Source organism: Clostridium magnum DSM 2767 (genome assembly GCF_001623875.1).
Lineage (GTDB): Bacteria > Bacillota > Clostridia > Clostridiales > Clostridiaceae > Clostridium_AM > Clostridium_AM magnum.
On sequence record NZ_LWAE01000001.1, the window covers coordinates 22,807 to 42,158 of the forward strand.

The window sequence follows — 19,352 nt, forward strand, 5'->3', positions numbered from 1 at the left end:
TATTAATATTTTCATTAAGCCTCAATATTTTCATTTAGTTTATTTTGAAGAATAGAAGTAGACTTTTTTCCTCCAATTGTTTTTATTATAGAATGATATAAACCCCTAGCAATTACTTCTGCTAATTGCATAACTGTAAAGAGTCTTGTGTTTTGAAGTACCATAAATTCCATTGCGCCCGAAATATTCACAATGCCAGTTATACTTAGATCGCCTATTTTAGGTAAGTCTTTACTCATAGCAGCACCAGGAGATAAAGGCTTTCCATCTATGACTACCTTTCCTACATTTTGCAAACTTCCAAGACAAGCATCAATTGCTATGACAAATGGATTTTCATATTTATCATAAATTTCAGTTATAATTTGAGAAAGATTTTTAGCATGGACAGGATTTTCAAGATTTCCATATAAGTATATTTTATCTCTTATTAAAAATTTTAATTTATCACCTACTAATGGTCCTAAGCTGTCTCCTGTAGATCTATCTGTACCTATACATAGTACTATAACAGGACGACCTGATTTTATAATAGGGGATATCTCATTACTTAAAGCATCTCTCAAAATAAAAATTGAATTTCTTGATGATGGATCTATTACTAATTTATTTAACATATGAACAACCTCCTATATTATAAATTGTAACCATATAGGGGTTATTTATACATTAATTTACTGTACACATAAAAAAATACCTAAATATAAAAATTAGGTATTTTAAGACTATAAGCTTATAAGAGTTATGTTTAATTTATCCGATGACTACTCGCTCTAATACTCCCATCTGATTCAAGTTTCACTTTATGAAATCATATTTACAATATATCAACCTTTTTAAATATATTATAAAATACAACAAGAAATATACAAAATACAATTCCAGAAAGGCCATTAGCTTTGAGGCCAATAAATAATGCAGCTAAGACCGCTACAGGGTGAATACCTAATGACGAAGAAACTATTTTTGGTTCAATTATTTGTCTTACAATTGATACAAGCACGTAGGAGATAACAATTCCAAATGCAGCAATATAGTTTTTGATAAAAAAGAAATAAATGATTGCAAGTGGAATATAAATTGCACCTATACCTAAAATAGGCAGAATATCAGCAATAGCGCATATAATACTTAAGATGACGGCATATTTAACTTTAAAAACTAAAAAAACTATTAATGTTTCTAAAAAAGTAACACCTATTATGAGCAAATATGATAAAAGGTAGTTACCTAGCATTCTTTTTGTTTCAGAGAAAACATATGACATTTTATTTGTCTTATGAGGGAGAATACTTAATAGTTTATTTTTAGATGATGTCATGTCTTTTGTAAAAAAATAAGTAGTAAGTAAAGTAAATAATACAACCATTAAGATGTAGGGAATTGCTGTCAAGAAGCTAAGTAATATTGATACTACTTTACCTGTAACCTGTACAGTGATGTTTGATAACTTGGTAATGTAACTAGAAAAGTTTTTTTCTAATGTAGATATTATATTAGGATCTAAGTTATCATAATATTTTTTTAGATTATCTAGAGAGTCATGTATAGTAGTTGAATTTTTAGATACATACAACTGAGCACTTTTTCCAAGCTGTATAGCCTCTTGCATTAAAATAGTTATGCCCCAAGATATAAGTATTGTTATCACTGCAAAAAAGATGATGGTTGATATTAAAGAAGCCAAGGATGAATTAATTTTTAGCTTTTTAATAAGAAATTCAGTAGGCTTTCTCAATATTAATGCAAATATTAAAGCTAATACAAATGGCAATGTATAATTTAAGGTGCTAAAAAAAACAAAGAAAAGTATAGTATAAACTATAAAAAACAAAATTACTTTGTCAAACTTATCTATAATTTCATCCATTAAATTTCATCACATCCCTTTTAATATTGAACTTAATGCATACAAAGTGTAGTCAATATCTTTTTTATCATTAAATGGTCCTAAGCTGAATCTTAAGGTTCCTTGTGGAAATGTACCAATAGTTTCATGAGCTGAAGGAGAACAGTGGAGGCCAGTTCTAGCCATTATACCAAATTCTCTATCAAGAATAAATCCTAGTTCGGCATTATTAATTTTATCTGAATTTATAGATATAGTAGGAGTTCTTAAGAAAGCTTCTTTAGGCCCATAAAGTTTGATTGAGTTAATATTTAAAAGCTCATTAATAAAATGTTGGCATAACTCCCTTTCTTGATCTTGTATTGTTTTAACACCTTCTTCTAATATGTATTTTACACCGGAAAGCAGTCCTGCAATCCCAGGGGCATTTAATGTTCCACTCTCAAACTTATCAGGAAGAAAGTTTGGTTGAATAATGCTTTCAGATAAGCTACCGGTACCTCCCTCTATGAAAGCTGAAGCTTCATTGTTTAAGTACTCATCTATTAAGAAACCACCGATACCTTGTGGCCCTAAAAGACTCTTATGGCCAGTAAAAGCTAAAGCACTACAATTAAGTTTATAAAAATCTATAGGGAGTGCTCCTGCGCTTTGTGCTGAATCTATTACAAAGTATATATTATTTTCCTTGCATATTTTCCCAATAGCTTCTAAGGGTTGAATGCTCCCTACTACATTCGAAGCATGAGTAAAAACTACTAATTTAGTATTAGGTTTTATTGCTTTTTTAAAATCCTCAATATTTATTATGCCATCTTTTGAGCACTTAATTATGTCAATTTCAATGTTCTTTTTTTCCTTAATCGAAAAAAGTGGTCTCATAACTGAATTATGTTCTATAGATGAGGTTATAATATGCCATTCATCCTTTATAATACTTTTTAATATCATATTAAGTGATTGAGTTATATTTGATGTGAAAATCACATTTTCAAGCTTATCAAAATTAAAAAGTTCCATTAAAGCTTCCCTACAACTAAATATAATTCTATCGCCTTCTAAAGCATTAGTGTATCCACCTCTACCAGGGTTTGCACCTATGTTTTTCATATAATTAAAAACAGAATAATAAACATCTTCTGGTTTTGGGTAACTAGTAGCAGAGTTATCTAAATAAACTTTCATATTTTGCCTCCTAAATTGTTTAGTATATAAGAATTATAACATATGTAAAATAAATTGATAAGTTTACATAATGACGTAAGTTTTTTAAATTTTTATAAACTCATTTAGCAGATAACCTATTTAATATTATTTCTGTTATAATATAAAAAGAATTTATACTTTTATGCTATAAAATAATATGCAAGTTAACTTTGCTGAACATATATAATTTTACATATACAATTATTATAAACTATTATAAAATTCTATACATACAATTATAAACTATGAAATAATTATTGTACATGAACACTAGGAAAATTTTAGAAGGGAGGACAGTTCAAATACAGAACTGAATTAGAGTTATGGATAAATACTACATATTAACTTTTCAAAATACCCTTGGAGCTATTAATGGGGAAAGTACATTAAAAGAAAGAAAAATGAAAATAGAAATTATGCCGACACCAACATCTATTACGAAAAGTTGCGGTATAAGTATAAAGGTTAAAAATGAAGATATAGATGAAATAAAGAAATTAGCAAGTGAAAATAAAATAAATATTAAAAATGTTTATTTTAAGGATGACTATGGATATAAGATATGTGAATTTTAGACTTAGTAAGGAATATATTGCAAGATAATCGTAAAGTCCATTGAATTAAAAGTAAACAAGTTTGGAGGTTTATGGTGAAGAGTTTAAATTCATTGTTAAGCGTTAACTTGGATAGTGGTAGTATTAATTTAGGAAACTATAGTATAGAAAAACAAGATATATATAATATTGGATCAACACTGATTAAAGTTATATTAATTTTAATAGCTATGTATTTAGTTGTTAAAATTGGAAATGGAATTATAAATAGGTATATTTCAAAGCAAAAAGGTTTTAGATTTTCATTGGATGATAAAAAGGCAAAGACAGTTGGAGCAGTTTTAAAAAGTGTACTTAGATATTCTGTTTATTTTTTTGGCGTTTTTTCATTAGTTGAGATTGTATTTCCAACTACAAAAATTGGATTGACTTTTGCAGGAATAGGCGGTGTAGCAGTTGGATTTGCTTCACAAAGCTTTATAAAAGATGTTATCAATGGATTCTTTATATTGTTTGAGGACCAATTTACAGTGGGGGATTATATTCATATTGATGATAAAGGAGGAATAGTAGAGAGTATTGAACTTAGAGTTACAAAATTAAGGGACTTTAATGGTGACTTGCATACAATTCCTAATGGACTCATAACAAAGGTTACAAATCATTCTAGGGGAAATATAAAAATAACAGTGGACGTGGATATAGCTTATGATGAGGATGTAGATAAGGCTATAGAAGTAATATCAAATCTTTGTAAAAGATTTAATGAAGAAAATAAAGAAGTTGTGGCAGAAGGAACTTCAGTTTTGGGAGTTCATGCTTTTAAAGAAGGTGGTATTACTATTAGGGTTGCAGGAAAAACAAAACCAATGACTCAATGGGATACAGAAATGAAGCTTAGAAAAGAAATAAGAGAAACATTGAAAAGTGCAAATATAAGTATACCTTATCCTAAAGTGAGGCTAGTAAAGGAGTGATATCATGGCAAAAATTTTCTATCTTGGAGATATAGTTGAAATGAAAAAAGAACACCCATGTGGTAGTAAGGAATGGGAAATAATAAGAATTGGAGCAGATATAAAAATAAAGTGTTGCATCTGCAGCAGAATTGTTATGATCCCAAGAAGTAAGTTTGAGAAGGATGTAAAAAAAATTACAAAACAGAATGCACCAGATTAAAAATATATTGATTTTCCAATAAATAAGTGATAAAATATTGAGTTGTAGTCCCTGCTGTGAAAAACACAGCCGTTAGTCCAAGGGGAGGAGGTGAAATCAAATGAGAAAGTATGAAACTATATTTATATTACACCCATCATTAGACGAAGAAGCTGTTAAAGCTAACGTTGAGAAGTTTAAAGGTGTAATAGAAAATGGTGGAGGCGTAATAGAAAATGTTGATTTCTGGGGTAAGAGAAAGCTTGCTTATGAAATAAACAAAGTTGGTGAAGGTTATTACACTCTAGTACATTTCGATGCTAATCCTGAATTACCAAAAGAGTTAGACAGAGTATTCAGAATATCAGATGCTGTTGTAAGACACATAATTGTTAAAAATGAAAAATAGGTGGTGTTTTAATTGAATAAAGTTGTATTAATTGGAAGATTAACCAAGGATCCTGAGTTAAAATTCACTCCAGGAACTGGTACAGCTGTTGCCACCTTTACTATAGCCGTTGATAGAAGATTTTCTAAAGATGGTCAGAGAGAAGCCGATTTCATTCCCATAGTTGTATGGGGAAAGCAGGCTGAATCTACAGCAAATTACACAGGTAAGGGAAAACTTATCGGTATTAGTGGTAGAATTCAAACAAGAAGTTATGATGCTAAAGACGGTACTAAGAGATACGTTACTGAAGTCATTGCAGAAGAAGTTCAATTCCTTGAATGGGGAAATGGAAATAAAGCTGCAGGATCATCATTTAACGATAATATGTCTGGAGAATTTGGAAGAACTCAAGGTTTTAATCAAGGAACGTATGGAGAGGATATAACTCCAGTAGATGATGGAGATATCCCATTCTAAAAGGTAAGGAGGGAGAAGCATGGCATATAGAGAAGGCGGAAGAAATTCAGCTAAGATGAGAAGAGCTAAAAGAAAAGTTTGTGCTTTTTGTATGGATAAAGCTGAATTTATAGATTATAAAGATATAAATAAGTTAAGAAAATATGTTACTGAAAAAGGAAAAATTCTTCCAAGAAGAATTTCCGGTGCTTGCGCTAAGCATCAAAGATCACTTACTGATGCTATAAAGAGAGCAAGAAACATAGCATTATTACCATTTACAACAGAATAATTAATAGAATTAAAATTAAAGTGAAGAATTTATATTCTTCACTTTTTTGTTTTTAAAGTAGATAAACATGTCAATAATTATAAGTAAAAGTAAAATGTGTATAGGAATTATTTTATATTAAATAAATTTTTTATAATTATGTTTAATGTTATATAACAAATTATGTATAATAAGAATATGTAGTAACTAATTTTTAAAATAGGATAACCTTTATTGCATAAACAAATAAAAATCAATAAAATATAATTATAGTTATAGGGGGATTATATGAGAAAAGAAGATTTTAATATAATGCATAATGTAAAAGTAATAGAAGAATTAAAGGCAGAACTGTTATGCATAATTGGAGATTTTTTCAGATTACTTACCAGAGGAAGTAATGTAGCACAGCAATCTATACTTGATTGCATTTCCGGGGCAATAATGATATTATACCTTTTATCAGAGCGGCTTGGGTATTCACATGCAGCAGTTGATGAAACCATGAAGAAGAAGCTTAAGCTGGGAATAATAGAAGAAGATAAAATTGAAAAGGAAGGAAGAGATCTAAGTAAGTTATATAATCATCTTAAGGAAAGAGAATAATGGAGGAAGAAATGCAAAACAGAACTTATAATACTAAGGCAGTCATAGAAGCAGGATTAATTTCAGCCCTTATAGTAATAATTATGCTCTTAAATGTTTATATGCCAATTTTTTTGGTTTTTGGTACATTTATTTTACCAGTACCTGTTACAGTACTTTATATTAGGCAGAATTATAAGATTACATTAGGTGCTGTGTTGGTAAGTGCTATACTTATAGCGATGCTTTATGATCCAATCTCAGCTTTAACATCTTCTATTTTATTTGGATCTACTGGAATTACTCTTGGATACTGTGTAAAACATGACAAAAAGTTTAGTACTACTATATTATTGTTAGCTATAGCATCAGCGATATCAGTAATAATAAACTTTGTTGTATTTTCAAGTTTAGTTAACAAAGAAGGAGTTATTGGACTTGTAAATCAAAATATAAAGATGTTAAATGAGTCTTTAAATATGAGTAAAGACTTATATGGTAAAATGGGGGTGCCTAGTGAGCAATTTGCTCAGATAGAAAAGTCTTTTTCTATTTTCACAACAGATTTTATATTAAAGCTTATGCCTGCTGCACTAGTGATTATGTCATTTAGTTCAGCATATTTTAACTATATTATAACTAAATCCATACTTAAAAAGTTAAGATATAACATAAAAGATGTTAAACCTTTTAATGAGATATATATTAATACCAGAGTGGGAACCATAGTGGTTTTATCTCTTATAGTAGGAATTCTGCTTAGTAAAAATAAGATTACTATAGGAGAATACATTACCAGTTCCTCACAAATTATACTGCAACTTATATTTGTATTAGATGGGTTGGCCGTAGCTTGGTACTATTTAAAAAATAAATTTAACATGTCAAAAATGATTATAGTATTAATATTGATTTTTACTGCTACTTCACAGATTTCTATTATTTACATGTATTTGGGGTTTATAGATATGATTGTTGATTTCAGAAAACTTGACCCATACAGGAGGCTTATAAAAGAATAACTGGAGGCTTTTTAATGGATAATAAATACAATTACTTTATAACAAGTAATAAAATGTATATGATAATAATAGCAGTACTTATCTTAATATTAATAATTTATGGTCATACTTTAGTAGGGATGATATCTGTAACTTTATATGGATTACTTGTAGTGTATAATATAAAGAATACCAAGTACAGAAAGAGTGAATGGAAAAAATTTATAGAAGATTTTTCAGCTAAATTAGATAACGCTACAAGGACTACACTTGTAAAGCTTCCATTTCCAATGACTATAATTGGAGCGGATGGAGATATACTTTGGTATAACCAGAACTTTTTAACAGTACTGAAGGGTGAGGATATACTGGGAAAGAATATCAAAGGAATGATTAAAGAATTTAACTTAAGACAAGTTTTAGATGGTAAAGAAAATGTATTTAGGTATGCTAAATTAAGAAGCAGATACTATGATATATACGCAAATGTTGTAGATGCTACAGAAAATTCAAAGGATAAAATAGTTATCTTATATTTTTATGATGTTACAGATGTTTATAAAATTGTAGAGAATATAGAATTAAATAAAGAAACTGCAATGCTTATAGAAGTAGATAATTTTGATGATGTTATAAAAACAATTGATGAAGATAAAAGACCTCTTATAATAGCTGAAATAGAAAGAACAATAAATAGTTATGCTCAAAGTTTAAACGCCATGACTAGAAAATATGAGGAAAATAAATATATTCTATCTGTGCAAAACAAATATATCGAAAAAGAGATGGAAAAAAAGTTTGAAATATTAGATAATATAAGAGAAATAAATATGGGAAACAAGTTTGCAGTAACTTTGAGTGTAGGAGTAGGACGAGGCGGAGATAGCCCGATGAAAAATGAAAGATACGCTGTATCAGCAAAGGAATTAGCTCTTGGACGAGGTGGAGATCAAGCTATAGTTAAAAATGGAGAAAAGCTTTCATTTTATGGAGGAAAAACTAAAGAAGTGGAAAAAAGAACGAAGGTTAGAGCAAGAGTTATTGCTCATGCTTTAGTTGACTTAATAAATGAAAGTAGTAAGGTCTTTATAATGGGACATATAAATCCAGATATAGATTGTTTAGGTTCAGCAGTAGGACTTTATAGAGCTGTTAATTCCTTACAAAAAGATTGCTACATAATGTTTGATCAAACAAATAATAGTGTAAAACCAATTCTAGAAAAGATTAAATCTGAAGAAGATTATGAAGGTGTATTTATAAATAGTAGAGAGTGTATAGAAAATATGGATGAAAATAGTCTCTTGATTCTCGTAGATGTACATAGCAGAGGATATGTACAAAATATCAGTGTAGTAGATAACTCTAAACGAATAGTTATAGTTGATCATCATAGAAAGTCTACGGATTTTATAGAAGGAGCAATTTTAAGTTATATAGAAGCGTATGCTTCATCAACAGCTGAATTAGTCACAGAAATGCTTCCTTATATGGTTGAAAAGTTAAAAGTAAAAGCTATAGAAGCAGAAGCACTTCTTGCTGGTATTTTTGTTGATACAAAGAATTTTTGTGTTAAAACAGGTGTAAGAACTTTTGAAGCGGCTTCTTTTTTAAGGAGACTTGGAGCAGATACTATAGATGTAAAAAAATTTTTTGCAGATGATTTAGATACTTATTTAAAAAGAGCTGAAATTATAAAATCTGCAAAAGTATTTAATAATATTGCCATAGCCATATGCCCTGAAGAAATAGAAGATCCTGTATTAGCTGCACAAGCAGCGGATGAGCTGCTAAATATTACAGGTATCCAAGCGTCTTTTGTTTTTGTTAAAATAAAAGACGAGATACTTGTAAGTGGAAGATCCCTTGCGGATGTGAATGTACAGATAATACTCGAGTCCCTAGGCGGAGGAGGCCATATGACTATGGCAGGAGCAAAATTCAAATCAATAACAATAGATGAAGCTCTAGAAAAACTAAAAGATGCCATAGGCAAATATATTAGGGAAGGTGAAGAGTAATGAAAGTTATATTATTAAAAGATGTAAAATCAATGGGAAAAAAAGGAGATTTAGTAAGTGCCTCTGATGGATATGCAAGAAACTATTTGTTTCCGAGAGGACTTGCACAAGAAGCTACAGAGGGAAATCTTCATATTTTAAATAATAAAAAAGAAGCTGAGAGAAGACAAAAGCTCGCAGAAATAGAGGCGGCTCAAAAACTAGCAGAAAGCCTTAAAGGTAAGGAAATAAAACTTACAGTTAAATCAGGAGAAAATGGAAGATTATTTGGGTCAATAACTGGTAAGGATATAGCAGATGAATTAAACAAAAACTTTAATGTAAATGTAGATAAGAGAAAGATTGTAGTTGATGTGATAAGACAACTTGGAATATATGATGTAGAGGTAAAATTATATCCTGAAATTTCTACCAAGATTAAACTGGTGGTTTCAGAAAAATAAGGGGGAAACCGTGTGAAGTCACAATTTTTAGATGGACTTGAGGAAGATTCAATTAATACTTTACCTGTAGAGACTCAAGTAAATGTTTTGTATGATATTTTAAATAAGGTAATGGATGAAGGTACTATAAGAGCAAGGATAGTAAAATATAAGCTTGAAAGTTATGTAAAAGGTAAAGATGTATTTAAGAAACTATATGCATTAAATAAAATAATAAGTGATGGCAAGGGATTAGAAACTATACCTAATGAATCTAATATTTACGAAGCATTAGAAGATACAAATACTTGGGTTTCAGAGGTTCTAGCAAAAAGATATGTTAAAACTAAAATTGAAACAGAAGTTGAAAAGAATCTCATGGAAAAACAAGATAAATATATGGATGAGATTAGATTAGGAATAATAAAAAAGCAAAAAGGACCAGAAAATGCTAAAACTTTAAAGAAGTATGCAGAGCTTGAAGTTTTAGATTCTAAAAAATTAAGCAAAAGTATTCAGAGTCTTTTAAGACCTGAATCTTTTTCTGAAATTGTTGGACAGGAGAGGGCTATAAAATCTATACTTTCTAAAATAGCATCACCATATCCACAACATATTATTCTATATGGACCTCCAGGGGTAGGAAAAACAACGGCAGCGAGGCTTGCTTTAGAAGAAGTTAAAAAGTTACAGCATACTCCATTTAAAAAGGATGCTAAGTTTGTAGAGGTCGATGGTACTACTTTAAGATGGGATCCAAGAGAAATAACAAATCCTTTACTTGGATCAGTTCATGATCCAATATATCAAGGAACAAAGCGTGATTTAGCTGAAACTGGAGTTCCAGAACCAAAACTTGGACTTGTTACTGAGGCTCATGGAGGGGTACTCTTTATAGATGAAATTGGTGAATTAGATGAGATGCTTCAAAATAAGCTTTTAAAAGTATTAGAAGATAAGAGAGTAGAGTTTTCATCTTCTTACTATGATCCAGACGATGAGAATACTCCAAAGTATATAAAATATCTTTTTGAAAATGGAGCACCAGCAGACTTTGTATTAATTGGAGCAACTACAAGAGAACCTAGTGAAATAAATCCAGCGTTAAGGTCAAGATGTACAGAGGTTTATTTCGAGCCTTTAACTTCAAAGGATATACAGCAAATAGTAAACAATGCAGCTGAGAAGCTTAATATAGAGCTTGAAGATGGTGTAGCTGAACTTATCAGTAGATATACTGTTGAGGGAAGAAAAGCAGTTAATATACTAGCAGATGCCTATGGATATGTTCTTTATAATAAACAGGGTACTGACTTGGAAAGTGAAACAAGAATAACAGTAGAAAAATTAAAGGAAGTTATATCTATAAGTAGACTCGTACCGTTTGAAATTGTTGAGTCAGAATCAAAGTATGATGTTGGACATATCTATGGGTTAGGAGTAAGTGGTTATATAGGATCTACAATAGAAATAGAAACAGCTGTTTTTGAAGCTAAGGATAAAGGAAAAGGAATTGTAAGATTTAATGATACTGCTGGAAGTATGGCTAAGGATTCTGTGTTTAATGCTACATCTGTCATAAGAAAAATAACTGATAAGGATATAAGTGATTATGATGTACATGTTAATGTAATAGGTGGAGGGAGAATTGATGGTCCATCTGCTGGAGCAGCTATTACAGTGTGTATTATAAGCGGGCTTTTAAATAAGCCATTAAGACAAGATATAGCTATAACTGGTGAGATATCTCTAAGGGGAAAGGTAAAACCTGTTGGAGGAATATTTGAAAAGGTCTATGGTGCAAGAAGAAAAGGAATTAAACTTGTAATTGTCCCTGAAGATAATTCAAAAGAAATTCCAACGGGATTAGAAGATATTGAAGTTAAAGTTGTCAAAGATATAGAAGAACTTTTAAAGTTGGTATTTTAGTATTTAATGCTAAGGAGGGATAACTTATGGATACGCCACTTAGAAGTATGCCTCATAGCATAGAAGCAGAGCAAAGTGTCATAGGTTCAATGCTTATAGATAAAACTTCCATAGCAGAGGCTATGGAAGTTTTAAAGACAGAGGATTTTTATAAGGATGCGCACAAGCTTATATTTAACTCTATATTGGAGTTATACCAGAAAGATATAGCGGTAGATATAATAACTCTTACAGAGAACTTAAAGGCTAAGGATAAGTTAGATTCTGCAGGTGGAATAACATATATAAGTGAATTAGGCGGATCTGTAGTTTCTACAGCCAATATTCAATCTTATATAAAAATAGTAAAAGATAAATCCATATTAAGAAGGCTTATTAAATCATCAACTAAAATAATAGAGGAAAGCTATAATAACCAAGATGACGTATTAAAGGCTATGGATTTAGCTGAAAAAGAGATATTTAATATTTCTAATAATAGAACTACATCTGAATTTGAGCCAATGAATGCTGTGCTTGAAAGAGGCTTTTTAGAGATAGAGAGACTTTTTAATAATAAAGGACAAACGACAGGAGTACCATCTGGTTTTAGAGAACTTGATGCTAAAACCTCAGGATTTCAAAGAGGTGATATGGTGTTGATAGCTGCAAGGCCTTCTATGGGAAAAACAACTTTTGCTTTAAATATTGCTGAAAATGCAGCATTAAGGTCAGGTAAAAGTATAGCGATATTTTCTCTAGAAATGTCTAAGGAACAGCTAGCATATAAGCTTTTATGTTCACAGGCTCATGTAGATATGCTAAGACTTAGAACTGGTAACTTAGATGATAAGGATTGGGAGAATATAGCTAAGGCATCAGGGCCGCTTGCAGCAGCTAAAATTTTCATAGATGATACAGCTGGTATTACTGTTATGGAAATGAGGTCTAAGTGCAGAAGATTAAAAATTGAACATGGTATAGATATGATACTTATTGATTATTTACAGCTTATGTCAGGTGGAAAGGGTAATGAGAGCAGGCAGCAGGAAGTATCCGAAATATCAAGATCTATAAAGGCACTAGCAAAGGAAATGCAATGTCCAGTTATTGCACTGTCACAGCTATCACGTGCTCCAGAACAGAGAACAGATCACAGACCAATGCTTTCAGACCTTAGAGAATCTGGTTCTATTGAGCAGGATGCTGACCTTGTTATGTTCTTATATAGAGATGAGTACTATGATAAAGAAACTGAAGAAAAGAATGTAGGGGAATGCATTATTGCAAAGCAAAGAAACGGTCCTACCGGAACAGTAAAATTAGCGTGGCTTGGACAATTTAGTAAATTTGGTAATTTAGATGTTATACATCAAGAATAGAAGCAAAAAATAAAGAACTATTTTAATGTGAAAATATTAAAATAGTTCTTTATTTTTTTACCATAGTTAAAATCAAGTGAAAATTGAAGTTAATTTTAATAAAGTAGGTACAATGCTGAAGAGTTTCCATAATTCGGATAATATTGACCCTATTGGAGTTTGATTATATATATGTTAAATATTAAAATTATATAGTATATATGCTGGAATAGCTCAGTTGGTAGAGCGTCGCACTCGTAATGCGCAGGTCGTGGGTTCGATTCCCTTTTCCAGCATCAATCTCATATTAGGAAGTAAAGATGAAACAGATAAGTTTTAAGTTTTGTTTTTTTATCTTACTTATAATTAATGGATACATACATGAACTTTTAGTAGTGAATGGTGCTAGCATAAACTTAGTAAGCATATAATAATTTATGTGTATGCAAAGATTCTATTAGGTATGGAATAAAATTAAGTGTAGCTTAATGTACTTATTTTAGATGTTAATGATACACCTTTAGTTTTAGGGGGTGACATACAATGAAAAAAGAATTTTCATTAAGTAGTGGTAAGGCTATGATTAACTTTACGGGAAAGTATTGCAATGAAGCGGAGAAACTATTTAATAGCTATGGTTTTAGAGTTGTATTAAGGACCTATATACTTAAAATAAAGAAAAAGGAATCTAACATTTATAAATATATAGAAGAAGGCTTATTAGGATGTAATGAGGATGAAATTTTGAAAATCATTACAAACTTATTTAAACTTCTTATTGTTTTAAATGTGGCAGAAATACGAGAAGTCAGTTTAAAGTATAAAAAGTTATTGATGGATAAAGATAAATTTATAGCATTTATCGAAGATTTATATGCTTTTTGGAGGAAACTGGAGAGATACACCATAGTTCAAAATAATAAAATTGGAGATGGTTTGCAAAATGTAAGTTTTATTAATGCCAACAATGAGTTTTCTAAATTGATTTTAGACACATATAGAAAGATTGAAGAGAGTGTTTTAGGTTATAAACCCAAGGTTTATAGGCAGTTACCTGCTGGAGGTAATGCTGGATTAATATTAAGTGATATAGAATGGGTATATCCGGAGGAATATTCTAGCTTAAGCAACATACCTTTTATACAATCGATACTTTTAGATCCACCTTTTATAATATATCCTAAAAAGAATAAAAGAGATGGAATATTCAATGAGTACTTTTCTAATCCTTTAAAGGAGTGTACTATAAATGCAAATCATTGGTTTTGCTACCCTGCAAAAGTAGGCAATTTATTAGCTTTTATATTTTTTCATAGGGACTTTATGGCACATGGTGTAACGCTTTGTAATCTATTTGAAATTGCTAGTGAAGAGGAGTGTAGGAATAGGACACCTAACATAGTTTATGTATTTGGAGCGAGAGATAATAATAAAACAAGAACTATTTTTTATGATGATAAAAAAAATAACATAATGTTAGGATATGTGAATTATAGTCGTGATATTGATTATTTTGGTTATATGAAAAAAATGACTTTAACCTTGCATAATCTTATAATGATAAAACAGGGGTATTTGCCGATACATGGAGCCATGGTTAATATTGTAACTAAAGATAAAAAGACGGCTAATATAATTATAGTAGGGGACAGCGGCGCAGGAAAATCAGAAAGTTTAGAGGCATTTAGACAATTAGGAAAAAGTTATATAAGCGACATGACTATAATCTTTGATGATATGGGCGCAATTAAAGTAAATGAAAGTGGCAAGTTATTAGGTTATGGAACGGAGATAGGCGCTTTTGTTAGATTAGACGATCTTGATACTGGATATGCATTTAGAGAAATAGATAGAAGTATATTTATGAATCCAGATAAAATAAATGCAAGACTTGTAATTCCAGTGACCAATTATAAGGAGATAATTAAGGGATATCCTATAGATATGTTTCTTTATGCTAATAATTATGAAGAAGGAAGAGAAATTGAGTTTTTTAATAATATAGATTTAGCAATAAAGGTGTTTAGAGATGGAAATAGAATAGCCAAAGGAACTACCACTGAAAAGGGACTTGTAAAGACATATTTTGCAAATCCTTTTGGACCTGTCCAAAGATTACAAGATACAGATAAGCTTCTATATGAGTACTTTAAAAAATTTTTCGATTCTGAGATAAAAGTAGGACAATTAAGAACATGCCTGGGTATAAGCGGAAAAGAAAAAGAAGGTCCTAGAAATGTTGCTTTAAAGCTTTTGGAAGAGATTAAGAGTTTATAGAAATAATAAACAGACACATTAGATAGAAGATTATTTGATCGTTTTCAATTTAATGTGTTGAATTTTTTTTTTGCTGTATTATAATTAAGTCAATAGACACAATTGAGGTATATCTAAGAATTCAGTCTAGATACTAATTTTTTCTACTAAACCTAGGGGGGACTGGGATTGATGAATGAATATAGAAAAACAGATGAATTGTTTTTGGGGGAGAACATCAGCTGTGATTTTGACGAGAAGAATAAGTATATGAAAATTTTTGAGGCATTGCCGTGTCCTGTAATATTATTAGATAAGGATAATAATATTAGTGATACAAATTATAAGGCTTCCTGTACTTTCAAAAATGTAGACTTAAAAGAAGAGTTTGAAAAACTAAATTCTGAGATTATAGACAAATTAAAATTAGATCAAGATGATAATGAAGAATTTTTATTTGAAAGGGAAATAATTACTGAAGATGGTCTTAGATATTTTGAAATTAAGGTTACACCAATATTTAGTGTTGAAAGTAACTTTTGGGGATCTATATTAGTTCTAAATGATTGCACATCTCACAAGTTATTAGAAGAAAGGCTGAAAAAGGAAAAGTCTGAAGCTGAGGGAATTAGCTTAAATAAGAGCAAATTTTTTGCAAGTGTTAGCCATGAAATAAGAACAGCTATAAATGGAATAATAGGTATGACGGATTTAACTCTAATGACAGAATTGAATCTTGAACAAAAGGAAAATTTAAATCTTGTAAAGTCTAGTGGATTAAAGCTATTAAGTATAATAAACAGTATATTAGACTTTTCAAAGATACAATTAGAGAAGGTTAAGCTTGAGAGTGTTGAATTCAATTTTAAGGAACTTATTGAGGAAATTATAAGAGATAATAGTTTAAGGGCATTAGAAAATAAATTAGAATTTAAATCAAAAATAGATGAAAACATTCCAGAAATTTTAGTAGGAGATCCTATAAAAACAAAGCAGATATTAAATAACTTATTAGATAATGCCATAAATTTCACAAAATATGGGACCATATCGCTAGCTATTAATAAAGAAGAAACAGCTGATAAAAAGATAAATTTAAAAATATGTGTAAAAGATACAGGTGTAGGTATAGATAAAAAGGATATATCTAAGTTATTTAAAGGATATAGTAAAATTGATAATAAAAACTCTATAAAAAAACATAGAGGAACTGGTTTAGGACTTTCTATTTGTAAGGGATTTATAGAGATGATGGGAGGGAAGATAGAGGTAAAGAGTAGAAAAGATGTAGGTACCTCATTTTCCTTTAACATAATCCTGGACAGAGGCAAAAAATATAGTTCTATAGATGTAATGGATAGAAGGGATAAAAATATTGGAAATTTAAAAATTAACAAGAGATTAAATATTCTAATTGTTGAGGATGATAAGGCAAGTCAAATGGTTATATATAATCTCTTTAGAAAGAATGGGCATATATCTGATATAGCTAATAATGGACGAGAAGCTTTAAGAATGATTGAAAATAAAAATTATGATTTAATACTTATGGATATACAAATGCCAGTAATGGATGGTATTGAAACTACCAAGATAATAAGAAAATCTGAAGAAAATGCAGATAAACATATTCCGATTATAGCACTTACCGCATATGCCCTTAAAGGTGATAGAGAAAAACTATTAGGTGTAGGAATGGATAGTTACATATCTAAACCTTTTAATGTGCAAGATTTGCTTCAAACAGTATATAGCTCAGTTAAAGATGATACCATTAAGGTAAATAATAATAAACCGAACGATATGGATGGAGGAGCTCTATTATTATATCTTTTATAGTAATAATGATATCTTTTTGCAGTTTAGTGATGAAGTGAAAACTTGAATCAGATGGAGTTTTAAACTCTACCTGATTCTTAGTTGAGCGAATACAGGGACGTAGCCGCTCTTTACTGCCACTTTCAAGAAAAGCAGAGAACCAAAATCTATGATTTTGTGTGAATCGCTTTCACAGAGTGCGTATGGGAGTATTAGAGCGGGTAGTCATCGGATAAAAATATATTATTTAATAATTAGGTGATATTATGTTGGGTATAATTGATAGATTTGAAGATGAATTTGCTATTATAGAGTTAGAAAATAAAAAAATTATAAATATAGAAAAAAGTAAAATTCCTACAGAGGCTATTGTTGGGGATGTATTAAATATAGGTGAATATATAACAATAAATCTAGTAGAAACAGAAAGTAGAAGAAAACGTATAGAAAGATTAAGTGAAGATCTTTGGAAATAGTAAAAATAAGCTGAAACAGAAATTAAGTTTCAGCTTATTTTTATTTTTAATATGCTATTTATAGAGTGTTATTCTTTAAATTTAGTTAGTCGACATCTAAATGCGAATAATTGTATGTTGTAAAATTTAAATGTTCGTAGAATTTATTGACCTTTATACCTAGTTCTGATAATATAGTAATCGAAATGGTTAATGTGCATTAAATATTAGCTATTGGATTAGTATTTAGACAGGATATAATAAGTAATTAAGTTTGATTTGTATATACTATAAATACAGATGGTTAGTAAAGAGGAGGAAGTATTATGTCAGCATTTATTGTCTTAGGAGCACAATGGGGAGATGAAGGAAAAGGAAAGATGACTGATTACCTTGCAGAAAGCGCAGATGTAATTGTTAGATTTCAAGGAGGTAATAACGCAGGTCATACTGTTGAAGTTGGAGAAAACCAATATAAACTTCATTTAGTACCTTCAGGAGTACTTTATAAAGATAAATTAAATGTAATAGGTAATGGAGTTGTTGTTGATCCTAAAGCATTATTTGAAGAATTAGATTATTTAAAGGGTGTTGGGGTAGAAGTTACTCCAGAAAATTTAATAATAAGTGATAGAGCTCAGCTTATAATGCCATATCATAAAATTCTTGATGTTATAAAAGAAAAAGCTAGAGGGAAAAATGATATAGGAACAACAGGAAAAGGAATAGGACCATGTTATACTGATAAAGCAGAGAGAAGTGGTATAAGAGTTTGTGATCTTATGCATAAAGAAGTTTTTGAAGCAAAGTTAAAAGATAATCTAGAAGCAAAGAATGATATAATAACTAAAATTTATGGTGGAGATGCCTTGGATTTTGAAGCTATATACAATGAGTATTTAGCATATGCTGAAAGAATAAGACCTTTTGTAAAAGACATATCTGTTGAAGTATATAATAATATAAAGTCAGGAAAAAATGTTTTATTTGAAGGTGCTCAAGGTACATTACTTGATATAGACTATGGTACATATCCATATGTAACATCATCTAATACTATTGCGGGAGGAGTATGCACTGGAGCTGGTGTTGGTCCTACAGCGATAACTAACGCAGTGGGGATAGCAAAAGCATATACTACTAGAGTTGGTAAAGGACCTTTCCCAACAGAGTTATTTGATGCTACTGGTGATTGGATAAGAGAAAAAGGACATGAATATGGAGTAACTACAGGAAGAGCAAGAAGATGTGGATGGCTTGACTTAGTTATCCTTAAAACTACTGCTAGAATTTCTGGACTTACAAGTTTTGTTGTGACAAAGGTAGATACATTAGCTGGTATGGAAAAGGTAAAGATATGTACTGGTTATAAATTTGATGAAAAAGTTATAGACTATGTTCCAGCTAGTCTTGAAGATTTAGCTAAGTGTGAGCCTATATATGAAGAGTTCGATGGTTGGGACGAAAGCATTGAAAATGCTAGAAGTTATGATGATATTCCGGAAAATGCAAAGAAATATTTAAAGAGAATAGAAGAATTTACAGGTACAAGAATATCTATAGTATCAGTTGGTCCAAAGAGAAATCAAACAATGAAGATAGCAGAAATTTAATTTGGGTTTTTATTTAACATAGATTGT

General features: G+C 30.2%; 19 protein-coding genes and 1 tRNA gene. 17 read left to right on the forward strand and 3 right to left on the reverse strand.

Features of this window, described 5'->3' with window-relative positions:
* Window positions 1-14 precede the first annotated feature (14 nt).
* The 3 genes from yyaC to CLMAG_RS00125 form a co-directional block, all read right to left on the reverse strand.
* Window positions 15-617: a spore protease YyaC gene (gene yyaC / locus CLMAG_RS00115; protein ID WP_066616254.1), complete on the reverse strand. Its 603-nt coding sequence runs from the start codon at window positions 615-617 to the stop codon at window positions 15-17.
* A 200-nt stretch (window positions 618-817) separates the two neighbouring features.
* Complete coding sequence (gene ytvI / locus CLMAG_RS00120; protein ID WP_066616263.1) at window positions 818-1,870, reverse strand: sporulation integral membrane protein YtvI; 1,053 nt, start codon at window positions 1,868-1,870, stop codon at window positions 818-820.
* 9 nt (window positions 1,871-1,879) lie between these two features.
* Window positions 1,880-3,034 carry an aminotransferase class V-fold PLP-dependent enzyme gene (locus tag CLMAG_RS00125; protein ID WP_066616266.1) on the reverse strand — a complete coding sequence of 385 codons (1,155 nt, stop codon included), beginning with the start codon at window positions 3,032-3,034 and terminating at the stop codon, window positions 1,880-1,882.
* A gap of 344 nt (window positions 3,035-3,378) precedes the next feature.
* Here CLMAG_RS00125 and CLMAG_RS00130 point away from each other — a divergent pair, with 344 nt between their 5' ends.
* From CLMAG_RS00130 to CLMAG_RS00210, 17 genes are all read left to right on the forward strand, one after another.
* Window positions 3,379-3,630, forward strand: a complete 252-nt coding sequence (locus CLMAG_RS00130) for a putative Se/S carrier protein (protein ID WP_066616268.1) — start codon at window positions 3,379-3,381, stop codon at window positions 3,628-3,630.
* Window positions 3,631-3,701: 71 nt separating this feature from the next.
* Entirely contained in the window at window positions 3,702-4,586 is an 885-nt protein-coding gene (locus CLMAG_RS00135) for a mechanosensitive ion channel family protein (RefSeq protein ID WP_139264301.1), read from the forward strand.
* Window positions 4,587-4,590: 4 nt separating this feature from the next.
* Window positions 4,591-4,788: a DUF951 domain-containing protein gene (locus tag CLMAG_RS00140; protein WP_066616274.1), complete on the forward strand. Its 198-nt coding sequence runs from the start codon at window positions 4,591-4,593 to the stop codon at window positions 4,786-4,788.
* 100 nt (window positions 4,789-4,888) lie between these two features.
* Window positions 4,889-5,176, forward strand: a complete 288-nt coding sequence (gene rpsF, locus CLMAG_RS00145; RefSeq protein ID WP_066616277.1) for a 30S ribosomal protein S6 — start codon at window positions 4,889-4,891, stop codon at window positions 5,174-5,176.
* A 12-nt stretch (window positions 5,177-5,188) separates the two neighbouring features.
* Entirely contained in the window at window positions 5,189-5,635 is a 447-nt protein-coding gene (locus CLMAG_RS00150) for a single-stranded DNA-binding protein (protein ID WP_066616280.1), read from the forward strand.
* A gap of 19 nt (window positions 5,636-5,654) precedes the next feature.
* The gene (gene rpsR / locus CLMAG_RS00155; protein ID WP_066616283.1) at window positions 5,655-5,906 is read left to right on the forward strand and encodes a 30S ribosomal protein S18; all 252 of its coding nucleotides are present in this window, start codon (window positions 5,655-5,657) and stop codon (window positions 5,904-5,906) included.
* A 267-nt stretch (window positions 5,907-6,173) separates the two neighbouring features.
* Window positions 6,174-6,491, forward strand: coding sequence for a MazG-like family protein (locus CLMAG_RS00160; protein ID WP_066616285.1), 318 nt, complete (start codon window positions 6,174-6,176; stop codon window positions 6,489-6,491).
* Between the two features lie 11 nt (window positions 6,492-6,502).
* Window positions 6,503-7,492 (forward strand): YybS family protein, encoded by a 990-nt coding sequence (locus CLMAG_RS00165; protein WP_066620259.1) that lies wholly within the window; start codon window positions 6,503-6,505, stop codon window positions 7,490-7,492.
* A 14-nt stretch (window positions 7,493-7,506) separates the two neighbouring features.
* The gene (locus CLMAG_RS00170) at window positions 7,507-9,492 is read left to right on the forward strand and encodes a DHH family phosphoesterase (protein ID WP_066616287.1); all 1,986 of its coding nucleotides are present in this window, start codon (window positions 7,507-7,509) and stop codon (window positions 9,490-9,492) included.
* The gene (gene rplI / locus CLMAG_RS00175; protein WP_066616289.1) at window positions 9,492-9,935 is read left to right on the forward strand and encodes a 50S ribosomal protein L9; all 444 of its coding nucleotides are present in this window, start codon (window positions 9,492-9,494) and stop codon (window positions 9,933-9,935) included. Before CLMAG_RS00170 ends, rplI begins: the two co-directional genes overlap by 1 nt.
* Window positions 9,936-9,947: 12 nt before the next feature.
* A complete protein-coding gene (gene lonC / locus CLMAG_RS00180; protein ID WP_066616292.1) occupies window positions 9,948-11,843 on the forward strand; it encodes a Lon family ATP-dependent protease in 1,896 nt (631 codons plus the stop codon).
* Window positions 11,844-11,869: 26 nt separating this feature from the next.
* A complete protein-coding gene (locus tag CLMAG_RS00185; RefSeq protein ID WP_066616295.1) occupies window positions 11,870-13,204 on the forward strand; it encodes a replicative DNA helicase in 1,335 nt (444 codons plus the stop codon).
* A gap of 202 nt (window positions 13,205-13,406) precedes the next feature.
* Window positions 13,407-13,479, forward strand: a tRNA-Thr gene (locus CLMAG_RS00190).
* A 247-nt stretch (window positions 13,480-13,726) separates the two neighbouring features.
* Window positions 13,727-15,460 carry a phosphoenolpyruvate carboxykinase gene (locus CLMAG_RS00195; protein WP_066616298.1) on the forward strand — a complete coding sequence of 578 codons (1,734 nt, stop codon included), beginning with the start codon at window positions 13,727-13,729 and terminating at the stop codon, window positions 15,458-15,460.
* A 171-nt stretch (window positions 15,461-15,631) separates the two neighbouring features.
* Entirely contained in the window at window positions 15,632-17,278 is a 1,647-nt protein-coding gene (locus CLMAG_RS00200) for a response regulator (protein WP_242872946.1), read from the forward strand.
* Window positions 17,279-17,523: 245 nt separating this feature from the next.
* Window positions 17,524-17,733, forward strand: a complete 210-nt coding sequence (locus CLMAG_RS00205) for a DUF3006 domain-containing protein (RefSeq protein ID WP_066616301.1) — start codon at window positions 17,524-17,526, stop codon at window positions 17,731-17,733.
* Between the two features lie 305 nt (window positions 17,734-18,038).
* Window positions 18,039-19,325, forward strand: coding sequence for an adenylosuccinate synthase (locus tag CLMAG_RS00210; protein WP_066616304.1), 1,287 nt, complete (start codon window positions 18,039-18,041; stop codon window positions 19,323-19,325).
* Window positions 19,326-19,352: the final 27 nt, after the last annotated feature.